Consider the following 25,596-nt stretch of genomic DNA (forward strand, 5'->3'; position numbering starts at 1 on the left):
CCAATGGCAACGTAAAAAGTAAGAATCTTCCCAATAATATACGGGCGGCTGATTGTAGTGTCAGGCGCGAATGGATTCCAGCGTAACAAAATGTATATTTATACAAGAATATGTATTTTTTGATTTTATTGAGATAAATCTGACTGGCAGCCGAATTGGTCATCTTTTCGTCAAAAAAAGTCATATTTTCCTTTTCCCGTTTAGGCTTGTCGCAGATAATGCGCCGCGTTCATGACCACAAATGGCCTAACGCTTATGCTACATTTATTTACTGGAGTTGATTTTCATACCGGTCTGATGCTGATTTTGGCACTGGTATTTGTTCTGTTCTATGAAGCCATCAACGGCTTTCACGATACGGCGAATGCTGTTGCCACCGTCATATACACGCGTGCGATGCGGACGGAATATGCGGTTTTCATGGCCGGACTGTTTAACTTTTTCGGCGTGATGTTGGGCGGGCTGAGCGTGGCTTATGCCATCGTTCATTTGCTGCCTACCGATTTGCTGCTTAATGTCAGTTCCGCGCACGGCCTGGCCATGGTGTTCTCCATGCTGTTGGCGGCGATTATCTGGAACCTGGGCACCTGGTACTTTGGTCTGCCTGCTTCCAGTTCCCACACCCTGATTGGTTCTATCATCGGGATTGGCTTGACCAACACCCTGCTCACCGATACCTCCGTGGTGGATGCACTTAACGTTCCCAAAATGATCAGTATCTTCCTGTCGTTAATTCTTTCTCCGATTGTGGGGATGGTCGTGGTCGTTGCAGGCTTGATGCTGTTTGTGCTGCTGCGTTTCTGGAATAACAACAAAAAACGTAAACGCGTTCACCTGACGCCTGCCGATCGTGAAAAGCAGGATGGCAAACGTAAGCCACCGTTCTGGACCCGTACCGCGCTGATTATTTCCGCTATTAGTGTCAGCTTTTCTCACGGCGCAAATGACGGCCAGAAGGGCATCTGTTTGATTATGCTGGTATTAATTAGTGTCGCCCCTGTGGGCTTTGTGGTTAACATGAGTGCTTCTGGTTATGAGATCAGCCGAACGCGTGATGCGGTCGTCAATTTGCAGGAGTTCTATCAACAGCATGGTGATGCGCTCAAACACGTTATCGACCTTTCTACGCCAGTGCCAGCAACAGAAAATGTGCTGCCTGATAATGGCGTAAAAGAGTTTCACTGTGACAGCTCTCGCGTGATGATTGCCATTGAACGTTCACTGGGCCTGTTGAATAACCTGAAGAGTTATGACCAGTTGAATGCCGAGGATCGCGGTCGCGTGCGTCGTTTGCTGCCGGGCAGTATGCAGTACGGTGATGCGAGAGACCTCAAGCACCGTAATGGAACACCGCTCGGCTCACCCTGAAAGGAGGGGAGTAGCAATAGAATGATGCGTTGATATCCCCCTCATTGTTATTGTAGAAGAGGAAAACAGATTTTTGCCAGAGAGTGACCGATATCAAATAATTTTGATGATTTTCCCCACCCTTTTCCCGGTTTTAAAGCGGAACATCGGGAATCCTGGCGTGATAGGGAGCAGTTTCTACTACACTTATCAATGAGTACGAGAAATTTCACGGTCATATCGCCGTGCCTGTAAGGCGGCATGCAGTAAGCGTCGCTCGGGGAGCGTGCCCTATGCGTGCCATCTCGCAGAGTGAGGTAAATATGTGGTGGTGTGATCTGCTGAACATAACAAAAATCGGCAGGGGTGCTATTCTATAGCCAAGCCGTTAATTATCAGATTAGCAGGCGGAAAATCTGCTGAACCATTAATGTGTCTTTACGGAAGGAGCTTATTATGGCTTATAAACATATCCTGATTGCTGTTGACCTTTCTCCAGAAAGTAAAGTGTTAGTGGAAAAGGCGGTCTCGATGGCAAGGCCGTACAATGCTAAAGTCTCGTTGATACATGTCGATGTCAATTACTCCGATCTCTACACCGGCCTGAGCGACGTTAATCTGGGTGACATGCAGCAGCGTATTTCTGAAGAAATGCAAAACGCGTTGACCGATCTTTCTAAAAATGCAGGTTACCCGATTACGGAAACCTTGAGCGGCAGTGGCGATCTGAGGCAAGTACTGGTGGATGCCATTAAGAAATATGATGCGGACCTGATGATGAAAAAGCTGACCAACAACACCGCGTGCGTGTTTACCGGCAAAGGGCTCTCTTTTGGCGGTAGCCTGATTCGCCCGGAAGCGACAGGGTATGGGTTGGTTTACTTCACGCAGGCGATGCTGGAGCGCCACGGTCTGGGATTTGAGGGAATGCGTGTTGCAGTATCGGGCTCAGGCAATGTGGCACAGTATGCCATTGAAAAAGCGTTGTCTCTGGGCGCTCGCGTGATTACGGCTTCAGACTCCAATGGGACTGTTGTGGATGAAGCGGGCTTTACGCCGGAGAAACTGGCGCTGCTGGCTGAGATCAAAAACCAACGCTATGGCCGTGTGGAAGATTATGCGCGTGAAGCCAATCTCACCTATCTGCCGGGCCAAACGCCGCGGAACGTTCCGGTGGACATCGCACTGCCGTGCGCCACGCAGAATGAGCTGGACCTGACCAGTGCTAAAACGCTGATTGCTAATGGTGTAAAAGTCGTGGCGGAAGGGGCAAACATGCCGACCACTATTGAGGCGACGGACGCCTTCCTGGAAGCGAATGTGCTGTTTGCGCCGGGTAAAGAGGCAAACGCTGGTGGCGTAGCAACGTCTGGATTGGAAATGGCGCAGAACGCGGCGCGTATGGGCTGGAAAGCGGAGAAGGTGGATGCGCGCCTGCACCACATCATGCTGGATATCCACCATGCGTGCGTGGATTTCGGCGGCGAAGGTAAGCACACCAACTATGTGCGTGGCGCGAACATCGCGGGCTTTGTGAAAGTGGCTGATGCCATGCTGGCTCAGGGCGTGGTGTAATCGGAATTTCGTGCAATTATCGATGATGTCGATTCGGTTTTGGTCTTTTGACCTTCACTCGCGTAAAGAATTACGCTGAGGTGGTCGTGATTCCTCGCGAAAAGCCGGGAGTCACGAGGCGGTGGCGATTGAGCCGCCTCGTGTCGGGCGCGTGCTGCATCGGTTGCAGAAATCAGCGTGGGTTAAAGCGCACGAAACATCAACGGTCTTGCAGAGAGACACTTCTTTTTCCCAGAGTTCTCCGTCATAACGGAGAAAATAGCGTCAGCCCAGATACTCAATGATCGAGAGTCCGCCGTTGTAATCGGTGCTGTAGATCATGCCCTGTGCATCCACAAACACATCACAAGATTGAATCACTCGCGGGCGGCCCGGACGGGTATCCATCATTTTCTCTGGTGCAGCAGGCACCAGCGCGCCGGTTTCCACCGGTCGGTACGGGTTACTGATATCATAAGCGCGCACGCCTGCGTTCTGGTAGGTAGCAAAAATCAGCGTTGAGCTGATGAAGCTACCCGGCCGGTTCTCGTGCAGGTTATGCGGCCCGAAGTGCGCGCCCTTGGCGACGTAATCCACTTCATCCGGCTGCGGAAAGGTGGAAATGCTGACCGGATTGCTCGGTTCGCGAATATCGAACAGCCAGATCAGCTTTTCGCCATCTTCCTGGTTGTCCAGCACCGCCTCATCCAGCACCACCAGCAGATCGCGATCCGGCAACGGCAGCGCGGTGTGGGTACCGCCGCCGAACGGCGGGCTCCAGTTACGGTGGCTGATTAACTGCGGCTGACTGCGATCGCTCACGTCCAGCAGCGTCAGGCCACCGTCACGCCAGCTGGCGTAAGCGGTATCGCCGCTGATAATCGCGTGGTGCAGGGCATAGCGTTTCCCTTCCGGCCAGTTTGGTGTTTCGCCTGCGGAGCTGTGCATGCCCGGCAACCACCAGCGCCCTGCCACTTCGGGCTTACGCGGATCGGCAAGATCGATGGTCAGGAAGATATAATCACTAAAACCGTCCAACAGGGCAGAGACTTAGGCCCAGCGCCTGCCGACGTACCAAATACGGTGAATACCAATGCCGTTCAGCGGCAGAAAGCCGATTTCACGCGGCTTATCCAGCGTTGCGATATCAAACACGCGCAGTCCGGCGCTACAGCCTCTGTCTTGTACATCACTCACCGTATCGGCAACGGAGCGCGTGTAATAGACCTTTTCATCGGCAAAGCGGGTATCGGCGAACAGATCGCGTGCATTAATCACCAGCAGCAGATCGTCATGCGCCTGCAAGTGCACATTCCAGGTGCCGGGCGGAGCGGGCACGTAACCCACCGCCTTAGGGTTTTTCGCATCGCGCACATCAACGATGGAGAACCCCTGCGACACCATGTGCCCGATATAGGCGTAGCCGCGATGGACCATCACCTGTACGCCTTCCGGCCGACCGCCCTGATCGCTATGTCCGATCAACTGCATATTGCGGCTGTAATCGGGACGCGGCAGTTCCTGCTTTGCCATGCTGTAGTTCCTTATTTTTTCTGTTTGGCTTCCAGCGTGGCGAACCACGGGGCAATGAAATCATCGCTCTGGCCCCAGCCGGGAATGATGTTGCCGAGTGAAGAAACGTTAACTTGCCCCGGTTGGCTCACCAGCAGCGCCTGTGGAATGGTGGCGGCCTTGAAATCATAGGTTGCCGGGGTGGGTTCGCCTGCAATTTTGTTGGCAATCAGGCGTACGTTGGTGGCACCGATCAGTTTCGGGTCAACCGCTACGCTCACTTTCCATGGGCTGTTGGCTTCGCGCATCAGTTGCACATCCTGATTGGAGATGTCGATGCTGTAGAGTTTGATCTCGGTGCGACCATTCTTCAGTGCCTTGTAAGCGCCCTGGCTGAAGGCATCCCAGGTGCCCCAGATTGCGTCGATTTTGCCTTTCGGGTATTTCGCCAGCACAGCGCCTACTTTGTTGGCGGTGTCACCCTGCACGTCGGAAGAGACTGCACCAATGGACTCCAGCTCTTTGATGCCGGGATGCTCTTTCAGGATATTCTGGTAGGCAGCCTGGCGTCGCTCCATCGGCGGGAACCCGGCTACCCACAGCTTGATGATGTTGGCCTGACCGTTGAAATCCTTCACCAGTTGGCCGAAGGAGAGCTCGGTCAGCGAAGCGTCATCCTGCTGAGTCACGGTCACGCCGGGAATGGTGCTATTAACGGCGGTATCGAAGGTGGAGACCGCAATGCCGCTGTCAACGATGCGCTGAACCAGCGCAGTCGAGTACGGGTCGCGGCCCTGAGACAGGATAATCCGGCTGATAGCCTGATTAACGAAATCCTGAAAGCGTGCATCATCACCGTTGCTCAGGAAGGTATTGACGGTGAATCCCAGCTTCTTCCCTTGCTGGATGGGCACCGGCAATGAACTGGGTGGTGTTATCATCAGAGCCAAGATTGCGGATTACGGCGATGCGAATCGGTCCGTCGTGTTTGGCGATAGCTTCCGGCACTGGTGTAAGGGTGGCCGCAAAGGTGGGGGCGATGGTCAGCAGGCTCAGCGCCAGCAGTGAAAACGTCAATTTTTTCATTATAGTTTCCCGTATTTTTTAATGAATAGCTTCGGTGAACAGCTTCGGTTAACGGCGTTGAACGTAAGTGATTGCCAGGGCGGCGTCCAGCACCAGCCCTTTGATAATGTCCATGGCGTAGTAGGGAACGGAAAGCATCACCAGCCTGTTCTGCAATACGCCGAGGATCACGGCGCCGACCAGAGTACCCAATGCGTTGGGCTTGCCGGAGCCAGCGAGTGAAAAGCCGATCCAGGCCGCTGCCACGGCGTCCATCAGGTAACTGCCACCGGCGTTTACTTGTGATGAGCCAATGCGCGATGCCAGCAGAATGCCGCCCAATCCCGCCAACAATGAGGCGATGATATAAGCCGCAACGCGGTAATGGGTGGTACGAATGCCGGAAAGCCGTGCGGCTTCGGCGTTGCCGCCGATGGCATACATGCGGCGGCCATGTTTGGTCAGTGACAGGCCCAACTGCGCCACCAACGTGACAGCCAGCATGATAATCACGATGGTCGGCACCTGACCGAGCAGCGAGAATGCGTCAGGGATAACGCCCTCTGCCATCTCTCCGCTGGGCAGCACCATGTTTTGGGTAATGGAACCACCGTAGCTGTAGGTCATCGCTACGCCTTGAATCACGAACAAGCTGGCAAGTGTTGCCAACATGTCGGGAATTTTCAGCACTACGATGAGAAACGCATTAAACAGTCCGACCAGAGTACACAGCAGCAGCGTCACCAGAATCGCTTCTGTGGTGCCAAAAGCGTGCCAGACGAACAGCGAAATGACCAGCGCGTTGGCCAGCGACGCGGTAGAACCGACGGATAGATCGAACCCACCCACCGTGAGTGAGACAGATACGCCAATGGCGATCACCGTGACGATGGCAATTGAGCGCAGAATATTGATGATGTTGTACGGATCGAGAAAGTTGTCGGAGGCGATGCCAAACAGCGCGATCAGCGCGACAACCGTCAGCAGCATTCCCCATTTGTAGAGAAATTCAAACAGCTGTTGGCGGCCCGAAACTGTCGCCTTAAGGGGAAGTGCTTTGCTCACGCAGGGGTTCCTCCGGTGGAGTAAAGTAAAAGGGTTTCTTCGCTGGCTTTGCGGCCATCCAGTTCTGCCACAATGCGGCCATCTCATAGCACGCAAATGCGATCGCACAGTCCGACCAGCTCGGCGAATTCGCCGGAGGCGTAAATCACGCCTTTGCCTTCGCGAGCCAGTTGATCGATCAGAAGAAAGAGATCGGTTTTGGCTTTCACATCAACGCCTTTGGTCGGCTCATCAAAAATCAGTACGTCGGCATCGTTGCGCAGCCATTTGCCAATGGCGACCTTCTGCTGGTTGCCCCCTGACAGGCGGCGCAGCGTCTGTGCCGGCCCGGTGGTTCGTACCCCGAGACGGGAAATAATCTCCTGCGCCCAGCGCGCCGATGATTGAAAAGGCTCCAGCGAGAAAAGCTGTCGTCGGCGCTGATGCTCAGGTTCATCGCCACCGACTCATCAATAAAAATACCCTCTTTGCGGCGCTCTTCCGGCACCAGAGCAATCCCTGCGGCGACGGCATCCGCCGGCGTGCTAGGTTGCCAGGGTTTGCCGCGCAGTTCGCCTGCCCGCACGCGGCTGGCGCTGGCACCAAACAGCGCTTTGCACAATTCGGTTTTTCCTGCGCCTGCCAGTTCGGCAATCCCAAGAATTTCGCCTCTGCGCAGTTGCAACGAGATATCGTGCAGCAAGGTATTGTCATGCAGGCCCTCAATGGCCAGCAGCGCCTTACCGGTTATCGCCGGGCGGCGCGGCGGATAGATATCATCCAAAGCATGGCCGAGCATCTTTTCGACGATTGCTTCGCCGCTTAGCCCAGCCATTGGGATGCTCTCAATCAGGCGGCCATCGCGCAGTACCGTCATGCGGTCGCAAATCGCTTTTAACTCATGAATACGGTGCGAGATAAACACCACGCCGATACCGCTGTGCTGCAAGTGACGCACTACGCTGAACAGACGCTCGCTTTCATGCTGATCGAGCGGTGCAGTGGGTTCATCGAGGATCAGAAAGCGGCAGTGGTGGGAGAGGGCGCGAGCCAGCAGGATTTGCTGCTTTTCGGCCAGTGAGCATTGCTCGATGCGGCGACGCACGTCCAGATCGACACCCAGCAGCGCCAGCGCGTTGCGAGCGCTGTGGCGGATATGCTGCCAGCGATAGGTATGCCCCGGCTCTGCCAACTGATCGAGCATAATGTTTTCAGCCACACTCAGGCCTGGCACCAACGCGACGTCGACTTCCTGTTGTACCAAATGGATACCGAGCTGCTTGGCCTGACGCGGCGAGCGAATCTCAACGGGTTCCCCGTCAATGACAATTGTTCCCTGATAGTGCTCATGAGCTCCGGCAAGTACCGCCATCAGCGTCGATTTGCCTGCGCCGTTGGCACCGGTCAGCGCGTGGATAGAGCCGCCTCCAGCGTGAAATCGACCTGCGTCAGAGCGGCGAAGCCGGAAAAGGCAATGGAAATTCCACGCATTTCCAGTCTGTGTGGCGTTGGCCGAAGTGTGTGCGTCATGACGGTCATCCCAGGAAAAAATCATCTGATCGGCCAAATCTTTCACGGGGTGATAACGCCTGGCGATGAACGAAAACGCATAAGATAAAGCAAAATGTTATTAGCCATCCAGAAGTCTGTTTGTGATAAGGTAGTCACTATTCACCCTATGACAGTCAACACATGACAGGATTTAGCACCATGACCAGCACGGCAATTCGCGTGGTAACCGGCCCCGCCAACTATTACTCCTACCCCGGTGCGCTGCAGGAGCTGGAGAACCTTTATACCCCGGCACAGCTGGAACAAGCGGTCTGGATTTATGGTGAACGGGCGATTGCGGCGGCTACCTCGTTTTTGCCCGCGGCATTCACATTAGCCGGTGCGAAGCACATTGCTTTAGGCGGCCATTGCAGCGAAAGCGCGGTGGGGCAGTTATGTGCACAAGCGGGTGACGATCGTCAGGTGGTGATCGGTGTTGGCGGCGGTGCGCTGTTGGATACGGCTAAAGTGGTGGCGCGTCGCCTCGGTGTACCGCTGGTGGCTATCCCCACCATCGCCGCGACGTGCGCAGCCTGGACGCCGCTTTCCGTCTGGTATAACGATGAAGGGCAGGCGCTGCGTTTTGAAATTTTCAACGATGCCAACCATCTGGTTCTGGTGGAGCCAAATATCATTCTGCGCGCGCCGCAGGAAATACCTGTTGGCAGGGATCGGCGATACGCTGGCAAAATGGTATGAAGCGGTGGTGTTGAGTCCGCAACCGGAAAACCTGCCGCTGACGGTGCGCTTGGGGATTGAAGCGGCGCTCTCCATTCGCAATGTTCTGCTCAACAGCAGCGAACAAGCGTTGGCCGATCAACTGCGTGGCGAACTGACGCAGTCTTTCCTTGATGTGGTGGATGCGATTATTGCAGGTGGCGGGATGGTCGGCGGATTGGGTGAGCGCTACACTCGCGTGGCTGCGGCGTATGCAGTGCATAACGGGCTGACCACATTACCGCAAACTGAGCGTTTCCTGCACGGCACTAAAGTGGCTTATGGCATTCTAGTGCAGAGCGAACTGCTCGGGCAGCGCGACGTTACCGAGCAACTGATTGCGGCGTTTGCGCGTTTCAACCTGCCCAACAGCCTGAAGGAGCTGGATGTAGATATCCATAATCACGCCGATGTGGAGAAAGTCATTGCGCGCACGCTGGCACCTTTCGAATCTGCCTGTGCCCTTGAGCACTGATAGCCTGCGTGGTGCCATTGAGCGCGTTGAGGCTCTGTAGGAGTAAGGTCGCCGAGTGGCCTGTCAGGTGACGAACAGGCCACGCGTTATCCTATCTCTCCCACCGGCAGTGCTGATTGACCGATGGCAACCCGAACAGCTTGCTGTCTTGCCGACATGGCTATAATCCTCCTGAACCAGACTTGAGGCGTTTGGCGCGTACACGCTGAGGAAGTGCATCGTTCATCATCATCAACCCAATGTCATCCGTGGCTATGTCCAGCAATCCATTTATTTTCGCTAATTCGCCCAGTATCAGTAGCGCTTGCGCCAGCGTTCCGATGGAGATACGCGGATCGCCCTTTTCCAAACGGCGTAACGTAGCGACAGAGATATCAAGGTGTTCCGCCATGGATACCTGTGTAATATGCCGTCGCCGCCGTGCCAGAGCGATATCAGCCCCCAACTTTTTGAGTGCCCGAACGACAGGGGCAGAAAGCGACCGGGTATTGGGTTTAGCGCTCACATATAAGCGCTAATGCGATTTAAGAGCTTATATGTGAGCGCTTAACTGTATGGGAGACAAAAATGAGGACGGTGAACTACAGCGGCAAATAAAAATCAAACCGATGACTTTTGGTGGTCAGCATCGATTGGGCCGCAATGCCTGCCAGCGGTGGGGCATAGTCCGGGCGTTTTACCACAACGCGCTTTTTCGCCAAGGCTCGCGCGGGTGCCAGTAGGGCATCTGTATCTTCGTCCGCCCCCACCAGTGATTGAAACACTCTCATCTCTTTCTTTACCAGCGCACTTTTTTGCCGATGAGGAAACATGGGATCGAGGTAGACCACATCCGGTGGCGGTGTGATATCGCTCAGGGCGGTATGGCTGGAGGCGTGAATCAGGATAAACCTTTCACGCAGCCAGATGCCGATCTCGCCATCTTCATAGCCGCGCCTTAAGCCATCATCGAGCAGGGCGGCAACCACTGGGTTACGTTCCAGCATGCGTACATGACAGCCTAGCGAGGCCAGCACAAAGGCGTCACGGCCCAGCCCGGCGGTCGCGTCCACGACGTCCGGCAGATAATCCTTTTTGATGCCGACCGCTTTGGCGACCGCTTCGCCGCGCCCGCCGCCAAAGCGACGGCGGTGGGCCATTGCGCCAGAGACGAAATCGACATAGATAGCACCGAGTTTCTCTTCATCCTGCTTGCGCAATTCCAGGCGTTCTGGCGTCAGTACCAGTGCTAGCGTAGCGGCAGGATCGTCCTGTAACCCCCAGCGTGTTGCTAATGCATCAAGGGTGCCTCGATCGGCGCCCCCTTCTGTCAGCAGGCTGATGTTCACCCTTTGATACCGTAGTGGTGCAGCATGGCATCAAGCTGCGGCTCACGGCCACGGAAGCGTTTAAACAGTTTCATCGGCTCTTCCGAACCGCCGCGCGATAGGATGTTATCCAGGAAGGATTGTCCGGTGGTGCGGTTGAAAATGCCTTCTTCTTCGAAACGCGAGTAGGCGTCCGCTGCCAGCACGTCGGCCCACAGGTAGCTGTAGTAGCCTGCGGCGTAACCGCCTGCGAAGATATGGCTGAACGCATGCGGGAAGCGATTCCAGCTTGGGCTAGGCACGACAGCGACCTTGGCTTTGACATCGGCCAGTGTCGGCAGGATTTGTGCACCTTTTGCCGGATCATACTCAGCATGCAGGCGGAAATCGAACAGGCCAGACTCTAACTGGCGCAGGATAAACAGCGCCGCCTGATAGTTTTTCGCAGCCAGCATCTTGTCCAGCATCGCTTGCGGTAGCGGTTCTCCGGTTTCGTAGTGGCCGGAGATAAACGCTAGCGCATCCGGCTCCCAGCACCAGTTTTCCATAAACTGGCTCGGCAGTTCGACGGCATCCCACGGCACGCCGCTGATACCCGCGACGCCTGCGGTGTCGATCTGGGTCAGCATATGGTGCAGGCCGTGACCAAATTCGTGGAACAGCGTCGTCACTTCATCATGGGTGAACAGTGCGGGTTTGCCGTTGACCGGGCGGTTGAAGTTACACACCAGATAGGCCACCGGTTTTTGCAACTCGCTGTTGCTCTTACGCAACCGTCCGGCACAGTCGTCCATCCAGGCACCGCCACGTTTGTGTTCGCGTGCATAGAGATCGAGGTAGAAGCTGCCGCGCAGCTCGCCGCTTTCATCGAATAAATCGAAGAAACGCACTTCGGGGTGCCACACATCCACATCGTGGCGCTCTTTGGCCGTAATGCCGTAAATGTGCTTCACGACTTCAAACAGCCCTTCAACCACGCGCTGCTCCGGGAAATAAGGGCGCAGTTGTTCATCACTGATGGTGTAGAGGTGTTGTTTTTGCAATTCGCTGTAGTAAGTAATGTCCCAGGGTTGCAACTCGTCAGCGCCATGATGCGCTTTGGCGAAGGCGCGCAGTTGTGCCAGTTCCGCTTCCCCTTGTAGGCGGGCACGCGTCGCCAGATCGTTTAAGAAATCCAGCACCTGCTGCGGATTTTCTGCCATTTTGGTGGCAAGGGATTTATCGGCGAAGCTGTCAAAGCCCAACAATTGTGCCAGTTCATGGCGCAGCGCCAACTCTTCTGCCATCACCTCGCTGTTATCCCACTTGCCCGCATTCGGCCCCTGATCGGAGGCGCGGGTTGCATAGGCGCGATACATCTCTTCACGCAGCGCCTGATTGGCACAGTAGGTCATGACGGGCAGATAACTGGGGATATCCAGCGTCAGCAGCCAGCCTTCCAGCCCTTTCGCCTCGGCTTGCGCAGCGGCGGCGGCCAGCGCGCTTTCCGGCATCCCTTCAAGCTGCGCAACGTCGGTAACGTGTTTATTCCAGCCCATGGTGGCGTCAAGTACGTTATTGCTGTACTGCGCCCCCAGTCCAGACAGACGCGCGGCGATTTCGCCGTAGCGTTTCTGTTTTTCCGGCGGCAAACCGATACCCGACAGTTCGAAGTCGCGCAGCGCATTATCCACCGCTTTTTTCTGCGCCACGCTCAATGTGGCGTAGTGAGCCCCTTCTTTCAGGTCGCGATAGGCCTGATACAAACCGGTGTGTTGCCCGACCCAGGTGCTGTACTCAGAGAGCAGCGGTAAGCACTGTTCGTAGGCGCTACGCAGTTCAGGGCTATTTTTTACGGCATTGAGATGGCCGATAGGGGAAAACAGACGGCCCAGACGATCGTCGCTCTCTGCCAGTGGCTGACACAGATTCTCCCAGGTGAACGGCGCGCCCTGCGCGACCACGCGCTCAACCGCATTACGGCAGTCTGTCAGAACGGACTGAACGGCGGGGACGATGTCATCGATGTTGATGGCGGAAAATGGGGGCAGAGTGAACGGGGTCAATAATGGATTCGTCATATCACGGTCCTATCGTTATGTGTCAGCCAGCGGCAAGGGCCATCGCGCGAGCGGCGGCCCTGGCAAAAAAGGGCGAATTACTGATTAACATGAGGCCAGAAAGGGCAAAAATCAATGAACGGGGAAAAATTCCCTGAGCGCGTTAGGTCTGCATGTATCGCACACGTTGGCGTGCGCTGCCACGCAGACGCTGTGCTGCGGTATGGTGACAGTATCGAGTGAGTGGCGCTGTGGTTAACGTAATGCGCGAGCTGTCTCTCTGCTTCCCGGCGCATCATAACCGGCGTAAAAATAGACCACGGTTTGTGGGTTGCCGTATTCACTAAAAAATTCCGCGATGTGGTCACGCTCCAGCCCATAGCGCCGCGACAGGAGACCCGCCTCAAACGCAGCTTTTTGCCGATCGCCCACCGCTTCTGCCAGGTTATACGCGTATCCGCAGATATAACCACGCCGATATTCGATGCCGTGATGCTGAATTTCGCTTAATGGCTGGGGCGTTTGGGCCTTAAGCTTAAGCCCGTCCATGACGCCATCGCCAAAGGGGTTTGTCATGATGTTCTCCACTCATGATCGTTATATATTTAATAATATAATGATCGATCGACCCTCTCGGCAAGGGGAGAACAAGAGGATTGCGTTATTGTTTTACGGTGATATTTTCTGCGGCAGAACGTTTATACTGTGCCTGACCATGATATTGCCTTTGGGCACCCCAGTTTATTTCACCGGAACAAAAACCGTTATGTTGAGTTATCGCCACAGTTTTCATGCCGGCAACCATGCCGACGTACTGAAGCACACTGTCCAGAGCCTGATCATTACTGCACTCAAAGAAAAAGAGAAACCGTTCCTGTATCTGGATACGCATGCGGGAGCCGGGCGCTACCAGCTTAGCGGTGAACATGCGGAACGTACCGGGGAGTATCTGGACGGTATTGCCAAACTGTGGCAACGGGATGATATTCCTGAGGCGCTGATGCCTTACCTCAATGCGGTAAAAGCTTACAACAGCAACGGTACGCTACGTTTCTACCCCGGGTCGCCGTTGATTGCCCGTCAGTTGCTGCGCGAGCAGGACAGTATCCATTTGACAGAACTGCATCCGAGCGACTTCCCTTTACTGCGCGGTGAATTTCAACGCGACGCGCGAGCGAAAGTGGTGCGCGAAGATGGCTATCAGCAGTTGAAATCCCAATTGCCGCCAGCCTCTCGCCGTGGGTTTATTCTGATAGACCCCCCTTACGAGTTGAAAACCGACTATCAAGCCGTGGTGAAAGGGATTCAGGAAGGTTACAAACGTTTTGCCACGGGCGTGTACGCGCTGTGGTATCCGGTGGTGCTGCGCCAGCAAATCAAGCGGTTGCTGAAAGAGCTGGAAGCAACGGGTATCCGTAATATTCTGCAAATTGAGTTGGCGGTGCTGCCGGACAGCGACCGCCACGGCATGACGGCCTCAGGCATGATTGTCATCAACCCGCCGTGGAAACTGCAAGCGCAAATGCAAGCGCTGCTGCCGTGGCTGCACGGTGTGCTTTCGCCGAACGGTACCGGGCATACGCTGATTGAGCAAGTGGTGCCGGAGTAAGCCAGACCCTGTGTGACAGGTTTTGTCTGTTGCGCCCATCGGCAAAACAGACATGAACGGTTTTGCCGCAGACCGAGCTCCGGGGTTACACTGCGTTTTATTCTCTTCACTTAACCATGGATCTTCTCATGACAAAGCATTATGACTATCTCGCCATCGGTGGCGGCAGTGGCGGTATCGCGTCCATTAACCGTGCGGCAATGTAATGTATGGGCAAAAATGTGCGTTGTGCGTTGATTGAAGCAAAGTATCTGGGCGGCACCTGCGTTAATGTTGGCTGCGTACCGAAAAAGGTCATGTGGCACGCGGCGCAGATTGCCGAAGCGATCCACCAGTATGGGCCGGACTATGGTTTTGATACCACCGTTAACGCCTTCAACTGGGATATCCTGGTGAAGAACCGCAGTGCCTATATCGATCGCATTCATCGGTCCTACAACAATGTGCTTGGCAAAAACAAGGTGGAGGTCATTCACGGCTTTGCCCGCTTTGTGGATGCACATACCGTTGAAGTGAGTGGCGAAACCATCACTGCCGACCATATTTTGATCGCAACCGGTGGACGCCCGACACGTCCTTCGATTCCCGGAGTAGAGTACGGCATCGATTCCGACGGCTTTTTTGCGCTTGATGGGTTGCCAAAGCGTATGGCAATTGTCGGTGCGGGTTATATCGCCGTTGAGATCGCGGGCGTCGTGAATGCGCTCGGCTCTGAAACTCATCTGTTTGTGCGCAAGCATGCGCCGTTGCGCAGCTTCGATCCGCTGATCTTTAGTACGCTGGTGGAAGTGATGAAGGTAGAAGGGCCGACGCTGCATACTGAATCCACGCCGCAGGCGGTGGAAAAGAACACGGATGGCAGCCTGACCCTACGCTTGACCAACGGTGAATTCTATACCGTGGATTGCCTGATTGGGGCGCTTGGGCGCGAACCGGCGACTGACAACCTGAATATTGAAGCGGCGGGCGTAGTTAAAGATGAACGCGGTTTTATCAAGGTTGATAAATATCAGAACACTAACGTGCCGGGTATTTATGCGGTGGGCGACAACACGGGCGCAGTCGAACTGACGCAGGTGGCAGTGGCGGCGGGGCGCCGTCTCTCAGAGCGCCTGTTTAACAATAAGCCGGAAGAACACTTGGATTACACCAATATTCCCACCGTGGTGTTCAGCCATCCGCCAATTGGCACTGTCGGGCTGACTGAACCGCAAGCGCGGGAAAAATTCGGTGATGACAAGGTTGAGGTCTACACCTCTTCCTTCACCGCGATGTATACCGCGGTAACGCAGCATCGCCAGCCGTGCCGCATGAAGCTGGTGTGTGTCGGGCCAGAAGAGAAGATTGTTTGGCATACATGGCATCGGTTTCGGCATGGATAAAATGCTGCAAGGCTTTGCCGTGGCGGTGAAAATGGGCACGACCAAACGTGATTTCGATAATACTGTGGCGATTCACCCGACCGCATCGGAAGAGTTTGTGACCATGCGCTAAGGCTGCTGTTTGAAGACCTATTCAATGCCTCAAAAGAAGCTCGATCTCGAGCTTCTTTTTTATTGGTGGCAGCATACGGTTTAAGGTTTCGGTGCTTCAGCCCGATAGGCGAGCAGAAATACCGTGATGGCGCGAGAAACCGCTTCCTCAATGCGCTGGGCGTCTGGCGCTGTGTCGACGCCCAGCGCTGCGACAAGAAACAGCTCCGCTTCAATCAGCCCTTTCAAATGCATTGCGCATACCCAACTGTCTGATTTGCGCAGTACGCCTTCGTCAATTTTCTTACTGAGATAATGGCTTAACCGTTTCCAGCCTTTTTGTGGCCCTTCGGCGTAAAACAATCGGCCAATGTCGCTACGTTCTGATTCGCTAATCGCCATGCGCCAGATCGCCATCAGGCTGCTGCTCAGTACCGAGGAGAGGTAATTGCAGCCAAACTTATTGAGCGTCGTTTCGATGTCTTTCTTTAGGTCTAATGATTCGAACGCATCTGCGATGTCTGTTTTCGCCAATGACGCTATGACAGCAGAGAAGATTTCTTCTTTAGAACTGAAATAGTTATAGAGCGTTGACTTGGAGCCCCCCACGCGACTGGCGATCTCCGACATCGACGTGTTGTTGAATCCCTGCTCTATAAATGCGTGCGTCGCGATATCCAGAATGGTTTGACGCTTTGTTTCACTTTTAACCCGCATACGCTTCTCTTCTCTTTCCGTCCAATAGGCAAGCTTCTCTTGACTCTCGTTTTATGTCAAATTATAACAAAACAGTACAGTACGGTATTAAAAATGGTGTATCTTGAAAATCAATAAGTTAATAAATCGCAGCCTGTTACCTCCTGATTTGCGGTTCTCAATGTTTGCCACAGTGCTCATCTTGGCGGGCTGTTCAACCGCGCCAGACAACACACTGAGCCAAATAAAACACGCCGATGAGTTTGCCTCCTCGCAGTCGCTAACAACGGAAAAAGAAGGCCGTTGGCCAGACTCGCAGTGGTGGCTGCTCTATCACGACAGGCAGTTGGATAGCCTGATGGCAACGGCGTTGGCTTCTGCGCCAACCTTGAAAATAGCCGAGTCTCGATTAAAGAACGCGGCCGGGATCGCCGAGCAAATCGGCTCGATTCGTTCTGTGCAAGTCGGCGCGTCAGCGTCAGCCTCCAAGGACAAAGTCAGCTATGCCTACCAAGCTTACATGCCGCCGCATGGCTGGAATGACTACGGTTCGGTTACCGCCAATCTGAGTTTTAATCTGGATTTTTGGGGCAAAAACCGTGCTGAGGTCGCTGCCGCAACTTCAGATTATGCTGCCGTTGGCGCAGAAATGCAGTCGGCAAAATTACTGCTTCAGGCCTCATTAGTTCAAGCCTATGCGGAGTTGGCGCGTTTGTACCTCAATCATGACACGACACTGAATGCGCTGGAAATCCGTAGCAAGACCGTTGAATTGATGACAGAGCGCAATCTCAATGGGTTAGAAACCGACGGTGTGGTCAAACAGGTGCAGGCGCTAAAAGCGAGCGCTGAAGCTGAATTGATTGCCTCCGATGAGGCTATCCAGCTACAGAAAAATGCCATTGCCGCACTGTTGGGAGAAGGGCCAGACAAGGGGCTCTCCATTCAGCGTCCGGCGATTCATTTGGATGAATCCTTCAATTTGCCGGCTAAAACCGGCATCAACATTCTGGGCCATCGCCCAGATATTAGCGCCGCGCGTTGGCGCGTTGAAGCCGCGGCAAAACGCATTCATGTCGCCAAAACCGCTTACTACCCCGATGTCAGCATTACCGGCTTTATTGGCTATCAGTCGTTCGGCCTGAATAATCTGACGAGCTCGGGCAATGATGCCGGAAGCATCGGGCCTGCGCTGTATCTGCCTATTTTCACCGGTGGGCTCTTGTCCGGGCAATTAACGTCCGCCGAGGCCAATTACGAAGAGTCCGTGAAGACCTATAACAATACGCTGACGCTGGCATTGCACGATATCGCCAATGTTATCACCCGTGATCATGCCCTGAAAGAACGCCTGTCGAAAACCGAAAATGCGTTCGAAAATGCCAAAGCGGCGTATCTCATTGCGGATAAACGCTATCGCGGTGGGCTGGCAACCTATCTCGCTGTTCTGACAACTGAGGACGCCATGCTGGATACCCAGCGTGCATTGGTGAATTTGCAATCACAGGCGTTCTCACTCGACGTTTCATTAATCCACGCCCTAGGCGGCGGGTTTGATGCTTCTTAATCCTCACTGACTTGCAGGAAGTTTTTCTATGTCACAGCGAAATAATGACTCTGCCACGCCTGCGGCTGATGCGCATTTTCATGCGTCGCGCGCGGCAGCGTCGCGTAAAAAAGGGTTTATGGGATTGGCTGCTGCGGTAGTTATCGCCGCAGGAGGTTACGGCACGTGGTACGCCGTTGTGGACTCTCGTTATGTCACGACAGATAACGCCTACAGCGCGGCGGAAGTGGCGGAAGTGACGCCTTCGGTAACGGGCATTGTGCAGACCGTGAATGTGGTGGATACACAGTGGGTGAAACAAGGTGATGTGTTGGTACAGCTGGATGATACCGATGCCCGCCTGGCGTTGGCGCAGGCCGAGGCGTTGCTGGGGCAGTCGAGGAGGCGCGTGAGCAGCTACATGGCGACCGATGAGGGATTAGCCGCGTAAGTCAAGGCGCGAGAAGCGGATGAGGCGCAGGCGCGGCTGGTTGCATCGCAGACTGATTTCACCAAAGCTCAGGTGGATTTAACGCGCCGTGAGGCGTTGGCAAAGTCTGGCGCGGAGCTCACCAATGCGCGTAATGCGATGACGTAGGCTGAATCTAATCTCAATATCGCCAAAGCGGCAGCCGCACAGTCGGTAGCTAATCGCTTATCGACCATCGGTGCGAAAAAGGAATGCTGCACTGACCATTAATGCCACGGTTGAAACCAACCCGGAGGTGATGCTGGCGAAGGCCAGGGTGGAGCAAGCGCAAGTTGATCTGGCACGAACGGTCATCAAGGCACCGGTCGAGGGGGTGATTGCCAGACGTCAGGTGCAGGTCGGCCAACGCGTACAGAACGGTGAACGCTTAATGACGGTGGTGCCGCTGCATGATGTCCATATCGATGCCAACTTTAAAGAGGTTGAACTGCGCCACGTGAAAATCGGCCAGCCTGTTGAAGTAACAGCAGATATCTATGGCGATAAGGTGGTGTACCACGGTGTGGTGAGCGGTGTCTCTGGCGGCACGGGGTCTGCATTCTCCATGATTCCTGCGCAAAATGCGACGGGTAACTGGATCAAGGTCGTTCAACGTCTGCCGCTGCGTATAGGTGGTTTGGGTTTCTGCCTTACAGATTATGCTTGATGAAGGGAAGGATCATGACTGGTTCGCCTCTACGCGTATAGTCATTCTTGCGATTATTGCGCTGATTGGCTTTATCTCATTCCTTATTTGGGAACTGACAGAACGTAATCCCGTGGTGGATCTTAAAGTTTTTCGTCATCGCGGTTTTACTACCAGTATGGTTACACTCTCGCTGGAGTTTGGCGCATTCTTCGGCATTACCGTGCTAACACCCTTGTGGCTGCAAATTTACATGGGCTATACCGCGACGATGGGGGTGCTGGCGGTATTTCTGGCACCGCTGATTGCCACGCTGGCGACGAAAATCGATCCACGTCCGCTGGTGTTTGCTGGAGTGCTGTGGCTTGGCCTGTGGACGCTGTTTCGCAGTCAGGCAGATATGAGCATGACATTTTCCCAGATAAGTTTGCCGATGTTGTTCCAGGGCATTGGTATGCCCCTGTTTTTTGTTCCACTGACTGGGATTTCCCTCGGGTGCGTGCTTGAGCGAGAGATGGATTCTGCCGCAGGGTTGATGAACTTTATTCGTACCTTGTCAGGCGCTTTTGCCACATCCATGGTCAACACCTCCTGGGAGAACCAAACCCGCTACGTGCATGCGGAGCTGGCCGGTCTAACAGATAGGGGATCGATCGCTACCCATGCCATGCTGAATAATGGAATGAATATAGACGAAGTTCGCGGATCGATAGAGTGGATGTTGCAAGGGCAGAGCGTCATGGTTGCCACAAACCATATATTTATGGCGATTGCCGCTATTTTTGCTGTCGCTGCTCTGGTTATTTGGTTTGCGCCGAAACCGAAGAGAGTAAGTATCTCGTCAGTACATTAATAACAATATTGGTTTCTTCCCTGCTGCTCTGATAATTCCATTCCCAGGTTGTCAGAACTTTTTTATGACAGCGCCTTCTGGTAGAAGGCGCTGTCGGCATAGGCATGTTGAGCACTGTAGCGAGAATCAGGCAACATCCCTCTCACTCAATGCCCGCTCCACCTCTTGTGCCAAAATCGCAATACCCTGTTCGATCTTCCCGGGTTCAGGCACATAGTTCATGCGCAAACACTGGTGGGCATGGGGCCACTCTTCAGCTAAACCGGGGAAGAAATAGTGGCCAGGCACCATCAATACGCCACGCTTTTTCAGCCGCTGATAGAGCGTTTCCGTTGAGATGGGAAGATCCTTGAACCACAACCACAGGAAAATAGCCCCTTCCGGTTTATGGATCAGACAACGCTCTGGTGACAGATAACGGCGAATCGTAGCGATGGTTTCCGTTACACGCTGCTGATAAAATGGGCGTACCACCTCATTGGATAAACGCAGCAGATCGCCACGCACAATCATTTCGTTGGCGAGCGCAGGGCCAATGGAGCCAGGTGACAGGCTAACAATCCCGTTCATGTTGCTGATGGCGGAGATAACCTGCTCGCTGCCAATGATGATACCACAGCGCGATCCTGGCAGACCCAGTTTGGACAGGCTCATGCAGAGGATGGTATTGGTGTTCCGCAGCGGCGTGGCGTCTCTAAAGATGATGCCGGGGAAGGGAACGCCGTAGGCGTTATCGATCACTAACGGAATGCCGTGCTGTTGAGCCAGCTTATCGAGACGTACCAGCTCTTCATCCGTTAACACATTGCCGGTTGGATTGGTCGGGCGTGACACGCAAATCATCCCGATGTCATCACCAATGGTTAAATTCTCAAAATCGACATGGTATTTGAACTGGCCTTCGGGCAGTAATTCAATCCGCGGACGCACCGAGACAAACATGTCCTCTTCCAACCCGGAATCGGCATAACCAATATATTCAGGGGCGAGCGGGAACAACACCTTGCGCGATGACCCTTCTTGATAACGACCTGCAAAGAGATTGAACAGGTAAAAGAAGGCGCTTTGGCTGCCATTGGTCAGGGCAATATTTTGCGGTCCAATCTCCCTGCCGAACGTCTGTTTGAGCAACGCAGATAAGTTGGTGAGGAGCGTATCTTTTCCTTAGCGGGCCATCGTAGTTGCACAGCGCTTCGGTCAGTGTGCCTGTGCTTAACATCTCCTGACAGGGTTGTTGAAAATAGGCATCCATTGCCGGAATGTGTGCGGGATTGCCGCCGCCCAGCATAATGGCACCTGGCGTGCGTAGCCCGTCGTTCAGGTCGTCCATCAATTGGGTAATGCCTGCGTGGCGAGTGAATTTGTTGCCGAAAAGAGAAAAGTTCATCATGTGTCGCTTAAAGGTGATGCTAACGTTAACAAAGAACATGGCGCTTGCCGCCGGTGGCTGCAATGGTAACCCGTTTCCTGGTGGCGAGTGGACTATATTTTGTCCGCAATGTGCGAAGAAAATAAGCAATCGGTGATGTTATCGCGTTGCTGAAAAGTTTCAAATACCGCGACAAAAAATTACAGGTGTTAGACCTATATACAAAGGTGAAGTAGACTGCTGGAAATTGAAAATTCACATTCCTCTTACACGTTCATTTAATTACGCACGGATACACTATCAAATCTCAGCTCATTAATAAGGACGATAAATGAAGATTGATAACTTAACTTTTATTTTTTTCTTATTATTTATGGGATTTCTGTCTCAGGCAAATGCATTGGAAACAGCGTGCCACGATGATAAGGACATTGATTTCACACACGTGGTGTCGTGTTATCGCGAGGATTTGGCGGCCCTTCCGATGAATTATCATTACGACGGTGATGAAGTTCAGTCTGATGTCAGGGTAAAGAAATATCAGATGGTTTCGCAATCCTGGTCCCCCGGCGGATTGGTGCAACCTACACAGTGGCAACACCATGTTGATATCTATTTTCCTGCTCGTCCTGTTAAATCACAGCATGCGCTGATTGTCGTCAATAACGAAACCAACTACTCTAATGGCGTTATCAAAGCCGATCAGCGCAATGAATTCAGCCCGGAGATGTTGGTTTCTATTGCCCGAGCGACTAAAACGATCGTTATTTCAGTGAGCAATATACCGAACCAATACCTGACGTATAGCGCGGACAGCAAACCGCTGAAAGAGGATGACAGTGTTGCTCGCAGTTGGTCCTTATTTATGGAAAACCCGGCGTTAAGAACGCGGGCCTCCGTACACATCCCTATGGCGACGGCAGTATCTCAGGCAATCAGACTGGCGAAGCAGGAATTAAAAGCGCAAAACATCACTCGGTTTATTGTGACGGGGGCGTCCAAGCGCGGTTGGTCGTCCTGGTTGACCTTTATTTCCGATCCTGATGTAGATGCCGTGGTGCCTTTTGTTATCGATCTGCTGGATACACGCGTTGCGCTGACACATATGTATCGCTCCTATGGTGGAAATTGGCCTATCGTCTTTTACCCTTATTACCAGCAGGGAATTGATAAAGCCATTGATACACCGGCATTTCAGGAATTGATGAAAATTGAAGATCCCATGCAATATTTAGCCGCAGGGCAGATTACGCAGTTAAATAAAACAAAATATATCGTCAACGCCAGCGGTGATGATTTCTATGCCACTGATAATGCGCGGTTTTATTATGACGCATTACCGGGGGAAAAATCCCTGCGTGTGGTGCCTAATACTAACCACAACGGTATTTTGAAACACGTTGAACGAACGTTGATCACGTTTGTTAATCGTTTCCTGAAAAACAAACCGCTGCCGCAGATTACCGTCAAACTTAAAGATGATGCGCTTAGCGTTAGCTTTTCTGAAAAACCCATCACAGTAAGACGCTGGACGGCGAAGAACCCTGAGGCGCGGGATTTCCGCTATGCCTGTAATATTCAATATCAGGGGACGAAGGTGACGCTGCCCAATCACGGGCCGGTCAGCCTTGCGCTGAACCCAGAGCACAGTGGTTGGCAGGCGACCTTTGTGGAGGCCACATTCAAGGACGGTTTCGTTGCGACCAGTCGTGTTTACGTTACGCCGGATGATGCTTTCCCGACTACAGCACCGCCAGTCAATGGAAACTTTTGCAAGACATTGCCTGGTCGCGGGCTTGGCGAAATGACACCTTAAAGCGTGATGAGCGCGCCAACGGGGGAACGTTGGCGCGCAATAGGCTATTTCAGAACCTGTGGGTTGACGCAGTTCTCTTTAACCTCGCCAGTCAGTGCGGCGTCAGATTATCAACAGCGCAGGCAGCCATGCCATAACGAGTTTCATGAGTGGCAGAGCCGATATGCGGCAGTGCAACAACATTCGGCAGCTTCAGCAGCGGGGAATCAACCGGCAACGGTTCCTGAACGAACACATCCAGACCTGCTGCGTGGATAGTCCCGTTATTCAGGGCTTCGACCAATGCGGCCTCATCCACCACGGCACCGCGACCGATGTTGATCAGAATGGCGCTGGATTTCATTTTCGCCAGTTGTTCACGGCTAATCAGATGGCGTGTCTCTTCTGTCAGCAGCAGGGTGACGCACAGGAAATCGGATTCTGCCAGTAAGGTATCCAAATCGCAGTAGCGCGCGTTAAAACGTGTTTCGGCTTCGGCATGATGGCGCCGCGCGTTGTATAGCACCTCCATGCTGAAACCGAAATGCGCACGTTGCGCTACGGCAAGACCAATACGGCCCATACCGAGGATCCCGATAGTTTTATGATGAACGTCAATACCGAACCAGTCGCTGCCGATACCACTTTTCCACTCACCTGCTTTGACGCGTTCAGCCACTTCGACCACGCGGCGGGCGCTTGACAGGATTAACGCAAAAACGGTGTCAGCCACGGTTTCGGTCAGTACTGTCGGCGTGTGCATGAGCGGGATGGCCTTTTCTGTTAATGCTGCAACATCAAAGGTGTCATAGCCGACGGAAATGAGTGAAGACGAGCCGACAATGCCGGACTGTACGTCGTCACGCGTTTTTCCTGTGCCGCCTGTGCCACTGTCGGTAATACTGCCCGAATCTCCGACCAACTGTTCCCTGCAATACCTTGAGAGATCGCCCAAGCGATAACAGTGGCCCCAGCTACGGTGATATCTGATTTGTGCGTCGGGCTGGAAGCCAGCGCCACTGCATCAATGAAATCAGATAATGGCATGGGCGGAAGCAGGCAACCCAGCGGAGAGACGCGCATCGCGGCACCATTGGTAATGCCGTTGTTTTCCAGTGAGTCGATATTCACACCTTGCTTGAGTGCGAAAAGTGCCGCTTTAGAACTGGGGCCAAGAATGTTCTTCTCAAAGACACCAAACTGTAACGCCCAAGTGAGGATGTGGTTACCAATAACCTCAGGCACGACGGCACCTTCGCATTCAATCAGCGCATCAGCAAGTGCCAGCGCCATGGAGGTGTCATCGGTATACTGCGCGGCGGTGAAATAGCAGGCGGCAATATTATCCGCAGGACCCGGCAGAAAGCGGTCTATCCATCCAAAATGCGCCTTGATACGCGCTCGCGGCCACAGCTCTGATGGCATTCCCATCGCATCCCCCAGCATTTGCCCATATAACGCCCCGGCGATATGACTCTCTATTTTTGATGGCATAAGCTGTACTCTGATTGTTGTTATAGGTAACGCTGGTGGTGCATAAGTGACACTGAACTAATACCAATATAATATCATTGGCATTGTATTTGAACAAAAATCCTGCATTACAGGATACCATTCGTGCTGTTGAGTGGCGCGGTGTTGTCAAAGCAATATGTCAGGATAGGTGCAGGTTTGCTGTGGTATGAAATCTGATGAGTAGATAATGTCATATTAAATATCAATCAGTTATAAATTGGTGTCGGGGTTAAACAGGGTGTAAACCAGGAGCAAAAATGAATAATGCAAAAACAAAAGTGCCGGCTATCGATAAAATGATTTTGCTGCTTGATTATCTTTCAACACGTAATGTGGCAACCTTCACTGAAATACACAATGCATTATCATTACCGAAAAGCAGTCTCTCCCTGATGTTGGCGTCGCTGGTAACACACCGCCTGGTGAAATTTGAAAAAAACAAGTATCACCTGGGGTTGAAAATGTATGAATACGGCAGTGCAGCAATTCAGAATTTTAATGTTAAATCTGTTGCACACACGATATTGTCCGATCTTGTGAACCAACTCAATTTGACCTGCCATTTGGGCGTACTTGATGGCGATAGCCCGATCTACCTGGATAAGATTGAAAGCAATCAACTGATCAGCATCAAAAGTGTAGTGGGTAAAAAACTATCACTGCACAGTTCAGGGCTGAGTAAGACGCTGATTTCTCAGCTAAGTGATGCTGAGTTGGATCGTTTGTTGCCAGAAGAGAATTTAGAAATCTTCACCCCGATGACCATTCCGACAAAAACGGCACTGAAAAAAGAGCTGCAAGCAATCAGAAAATCAGGTTATGCCTTTGATAGCGAAGAAGGGGATTTGGGCATATTTTGTATTGCCATGCCAATATTCGATGGTAATCACGATATTATTGCGGGTGTGAGCGTAACAGGGGTTACTTTCCAAATGCCCGAAACGCGGCATGAAGAAATCATTCATCAATTACGCGAAGCCTGCCAAAAAATTAGCCGCAAGTTATATGAATAAAA

13 protein-coding genes and 11 pseudogenes are annotated in these 25,596 nt (G+C 53.1%); 12 read left to right on the forward strand and 12 right to left on the reverse strand.

Going from position 1 to position 25,596, the window contains the following annotated elements; translation table 11 throughout:
- Window positions 1–255: 255 nt before the first annotated feature.
- The 3 pseudogenes from ACMZI0_RS06830 to ACMZI0_RS06840 form a co-directional block, all read left to right on the forward strand.
- A pseudogene (locus ACMZI0_RS06830) lies at window positions 256–1,296 on the forward strand (inorganic phosphate transporter); the annotation flags it as partial.
- Window positions 1,297–1,803: 507 nt separating this feature from the next.
- Window positions 1,804–2,115: pseudogene (gene uspA, locus ACMZI0_RS06835) on the forward strand (universal stress protein UspA); the annotation flags it as partial.
- Window positions 2,116–2,121: 6 nt separating this feature from the next.
- Window positions 2,122–2,922, forward strand: a pseudogene (locus ACMZI0_RS06840) (glutamate dehydrogenase); the annotation flags it as partial.
- A gap of 264 nt (window positions 2,923–3,186) precedes the next feature.
- Here the strand turns inward: ACMZI0_RS06840 and ACMZI0_RS06845 are convergent.
- From ACMZI0_RS06845 to ACMZI0_RS06860, 4 genes and pseudogenes are all read right to left on the reverse strand, one after another.
- Window positions 3,187–4,434 (reverse strand): annotated as a pseudogene (locus ACMZI0_RS06845) (LVIVD repeat-containing protein).
- A gap of 11 nt (window positions 4,435–4,445) precedes the next feature.
- A pseudogene (locus ACMZI0_RS06850) lies at window positions 4,446–5,499 on the reverse strand (sugar ABC transporter substrate-binding protein).
- Between the two features lie 48 nt (window positions 5,500–5,547).
- On the reverse strand, window positions 5,548–6,543 hold the full coding sequence (locus tag ACMZI0_RS06855; protein ID WP_415672397.1) for an ABC transporter permease: 996 nt from the start codon (window positions 6,541–6,543) through the stop codon (window positions 5,548–5,550).
- Window positions 6,540–8,052: pseudogene (locus ACMZI0_RS06860) on the reverse strand (sugar ABC transporter ATP-binding protein). Before ACMZI0_RS06860 ends, ACMZI0_RS06855 begins: the two are co-directional and overlap by 4 nt.
- Window positions 8,053–8,232: 180 nt before the next feature.
- Between ACMZI0_RS06860 and ACMZI0_RS06865 the strand changes: the two are divergent.
- Window positions 8,233–9,305: pseudogene (locus ACMZI0_RS06865) on the forward strand (oxidoreductase).
- 120 nt (window positions 9,306–9,425) lie between these two features.
- Here ACMZI0_RS06865 and ACMZI0_RS06870 read toward each other — a convergent pair.
- The 4 genes from ACMZI0_RS06870 to ACMZI0_RS06885 all read right to left on the reverse strand — a co-directional run bounded on the left by ACMZI0_RS06870 (window position 9,426) and on the right by ACMZI0_RS06885 (window position 13,187).
- On the reverse strand, window positions 9,426–9,770 hold the full coding sequence (locus tag ACMZI0_RS06870; RefSeq protein ID WP_415672398.1) for a helix-turn-helix domain-containing protein: 345 nt from the start codon (window positions 9,768–9,770) through the stop codon (window positions 9,426–9,428).
- 76 nt (window positions 9,771–9,846) lie between these two features.
- On the reverse strand, window positions 9,847–10,593 hold the full coding sequence (gene rsmJ / locus ACMZI0_RS06875; RefSeq protein WP_415672399.1) for a 16S rRNA (guanine(1516)-N(2))-methyltransferase RsmJ: 747 nt from the start codon (window positions 10,591–10,593) through the stop codon (window positions 9,847–9,849).
- Window positions 10,590–12,632 (reverse strand): oligopeptidase A, encoded by a 2,043-nt coding sequence (prlC, locus tag ACMZI0_RS06880; RefSeq protein ID WP_415672400.1) that lies wholly within the window; start codon window positions 12,630–12,632, stop codon window positions 10,590–10,592. The genes rsmJ and prlC overlap by 4 nt, the downstream gene beginning before the upstream one ends.
- A 234-nt stretch (window positions 12,633–12,866) precedes the next feature.
- Complete coding sequence (locus ACMZI0_RS06885; RefSeq protein WP_415672401.1) at window positions 12,867–13,187, reverse strand: DUF2623 family protein; 321 nt, start codon at window positions 13,185–13,187, stop codon at window positions 12,867–12,869.
- A 190-nt stretch (window positions 13,188–13,377) separates the two neighbouring features.
- Here ACMZI0_RS06885 and ACMZI0_RS06890 point away from each other — a divergent pair, with 190 nt between their 5' ends.
- On the forward strand, window positions 13,378–14,220 hold the full coding sequence (locus ACMZI0_RS06890) for a 23S rRNA (adenine(2030)-N(6))-methyltransferase RlmJ (RefSeq protein ID WP_415672402.1): 843 nt from the start codon (window positions 13,378–13,380) through the stop codon (window positions 14,218–14,220).
- 128 nt (window positions 14,221–14,348) lie between these two features.
- Window positions 14,349–15,714: pseudogene (gorA, locus tag ACMZI0_RS06895) on the forward strand (glutathione-disulfide reductase).
- An 80-nt stretch (window positions 15,715–15,794) separates the two neighbouring features.
- Here gorA and ACMZI0_RS06900 read toward each other — a convergent pair.
- The gene (locus tag ACMZI0_RS06900; RefSeq protein WP_415672403.1) at window positions 15,795–16,409 is read right to left on the reverse strand and encodes a TetR/AcrR family transcriptional regulator; all 615 of its coding nucleotides are present in this window, start codon (window positions 16,407–16,409) and stop codon (window positions 15,795–15,797) included.
- Between the two features lie 181 nt (window positions 16,410–16,590).
- Between ACMZI0_RS06900 and ACMZI0_RS06905 the strand changes: the two genes are divergently transcribed.
- The 4 genes from ACMZI0_RS06905 to ACMZI0_RS06920 all read left to right on the forward strand — a co-directional run bounded on the left by ACMZI0_RS06905 (window position 16,591) and on the right by ACMZI0_RS06920 (window position 19,902).
- Window positions 16,591–17,955 (forward strand): efflux transporter outer membrane subunit, encoded by a 1,365-nt coding sequence (locus ACMZI0_RS06905; protein ID WP_415672404.1) that lies wholly within the window; start codon window positions 16,591–16,593, stop codon window positions 17,953–17,955.
- Window positions 17,956–17,983: 28 nt separating this feature from the next.
- Entirely contained in the window at window positions 17,984–18,385 is a 402-nt protein-coding gene (locus ACMZI0_RS06910; protein WP_415672405.1) for a biotin/lipoyl-binding protein, read from the forward strand.
- Between the two features lie 217 nt (window positions 18,386–18,602).
- Window positions 18,603–19,070 carry an HlyD family efflux transporter periplasmic adaptor subunit gene (locus tag ACMZI0_RS06915; protein WP_415672406.1) on the forward strand — a complete coding sequence of 156 codons (468 nt, stop codon included), beginning with the start codon at window positions 18,603–18,605 and terminating at the stop codon, window positions 19,068–19,070.
- On the forward strand, window positions 19,036–19,902 hold the full coding sequence (locus tag ACMZI0_RS06920; protein WP_415672407.1) for a hypothetical protein: 867 nt from the start codon (window positions 19,036–19,038) through the stop codon (window positions 19,900–19,902). The genes ACMZI0_RS06915 and ACMZI0_RS06920 overlap by 35 nt, the downstream gene beginning before the upstream one ends.
- A 126-nt stretch (window positions 19,903–20,028) precedes the next feature.
- Here the strand turns inward: ACMZI0_RS06920 and ACMZI0_RS06925 are convergent.
- Window positions 20,029–21,289, reverse strand: a pseudogene (locus ACMZI0_RS06925) (valine--pyruvate transaminase).
- 382 nt (window positions 21,290–21,671) lie between these two features.
- Here ACMZI0_RS06925 and ACMZI0_RS06930 point away from each other — a divergent pair.
- Entirely contained in the window at window positions 21,672–23,087 is a 1,416-nt protein-coding gene (locus ACMZI0_RS06930; RefSeq protein WP_415672408.1) for a PhoPQ-activated pathogenicity-related family protein, read from the forward strand.
- 44 nt (window positions 23,088–23,131) lie between these two features.
- Here ACMZI0_RS06930 and ghrB read toward each other — a convergent pair.
- A pseudogene (gene ghrB, locus ACMZI0_RS06935) lies at window positions 23,132–23,895 on the reverse strand (glyoxylate/hydroxypyruvate reductase GhrB); the annotation flags it as partial.
- A pseudogene (locus tag ACMZI0_RS06940) lies at window positions 23,895–24,560 on the reverse strand (ADP-ribosylglycohydrolase family protein); the annotation flags it as partial. The pseudogenes ACMZI0_RS06940 and ghrB, both read right to left, overlap by 1 nt.
- A gap of 278 nt (window positions 24,561–24,838) precedes the next feature.
- Between ACMZI0_RS06940 and ACMZI0_RS06945 the strand changes: the two are divergent.
- On the forward strand, window positions 24,839–25,594 hold the full coding sequence (locus ACMZI0_RS06945) for an IclR family transcriptional regulator (protein ID WP_415672409.1): 756 nt from the start codon (window positions 24,839–24,841) through the stop codon (window positions 25,592–25,594).
- Window positions 25,595–25,596: the final 2 nt, after the last annotated feature.

It is taken from the genome of Symbiopectobacterium sp. (assembly GCF_047692315.1).
Lineage (GTDB): Bacteria > Pseudomonadota > Gammaproteobacteria > Enterobacterales > Enterobacteriaceae > Symbiopectobacterium.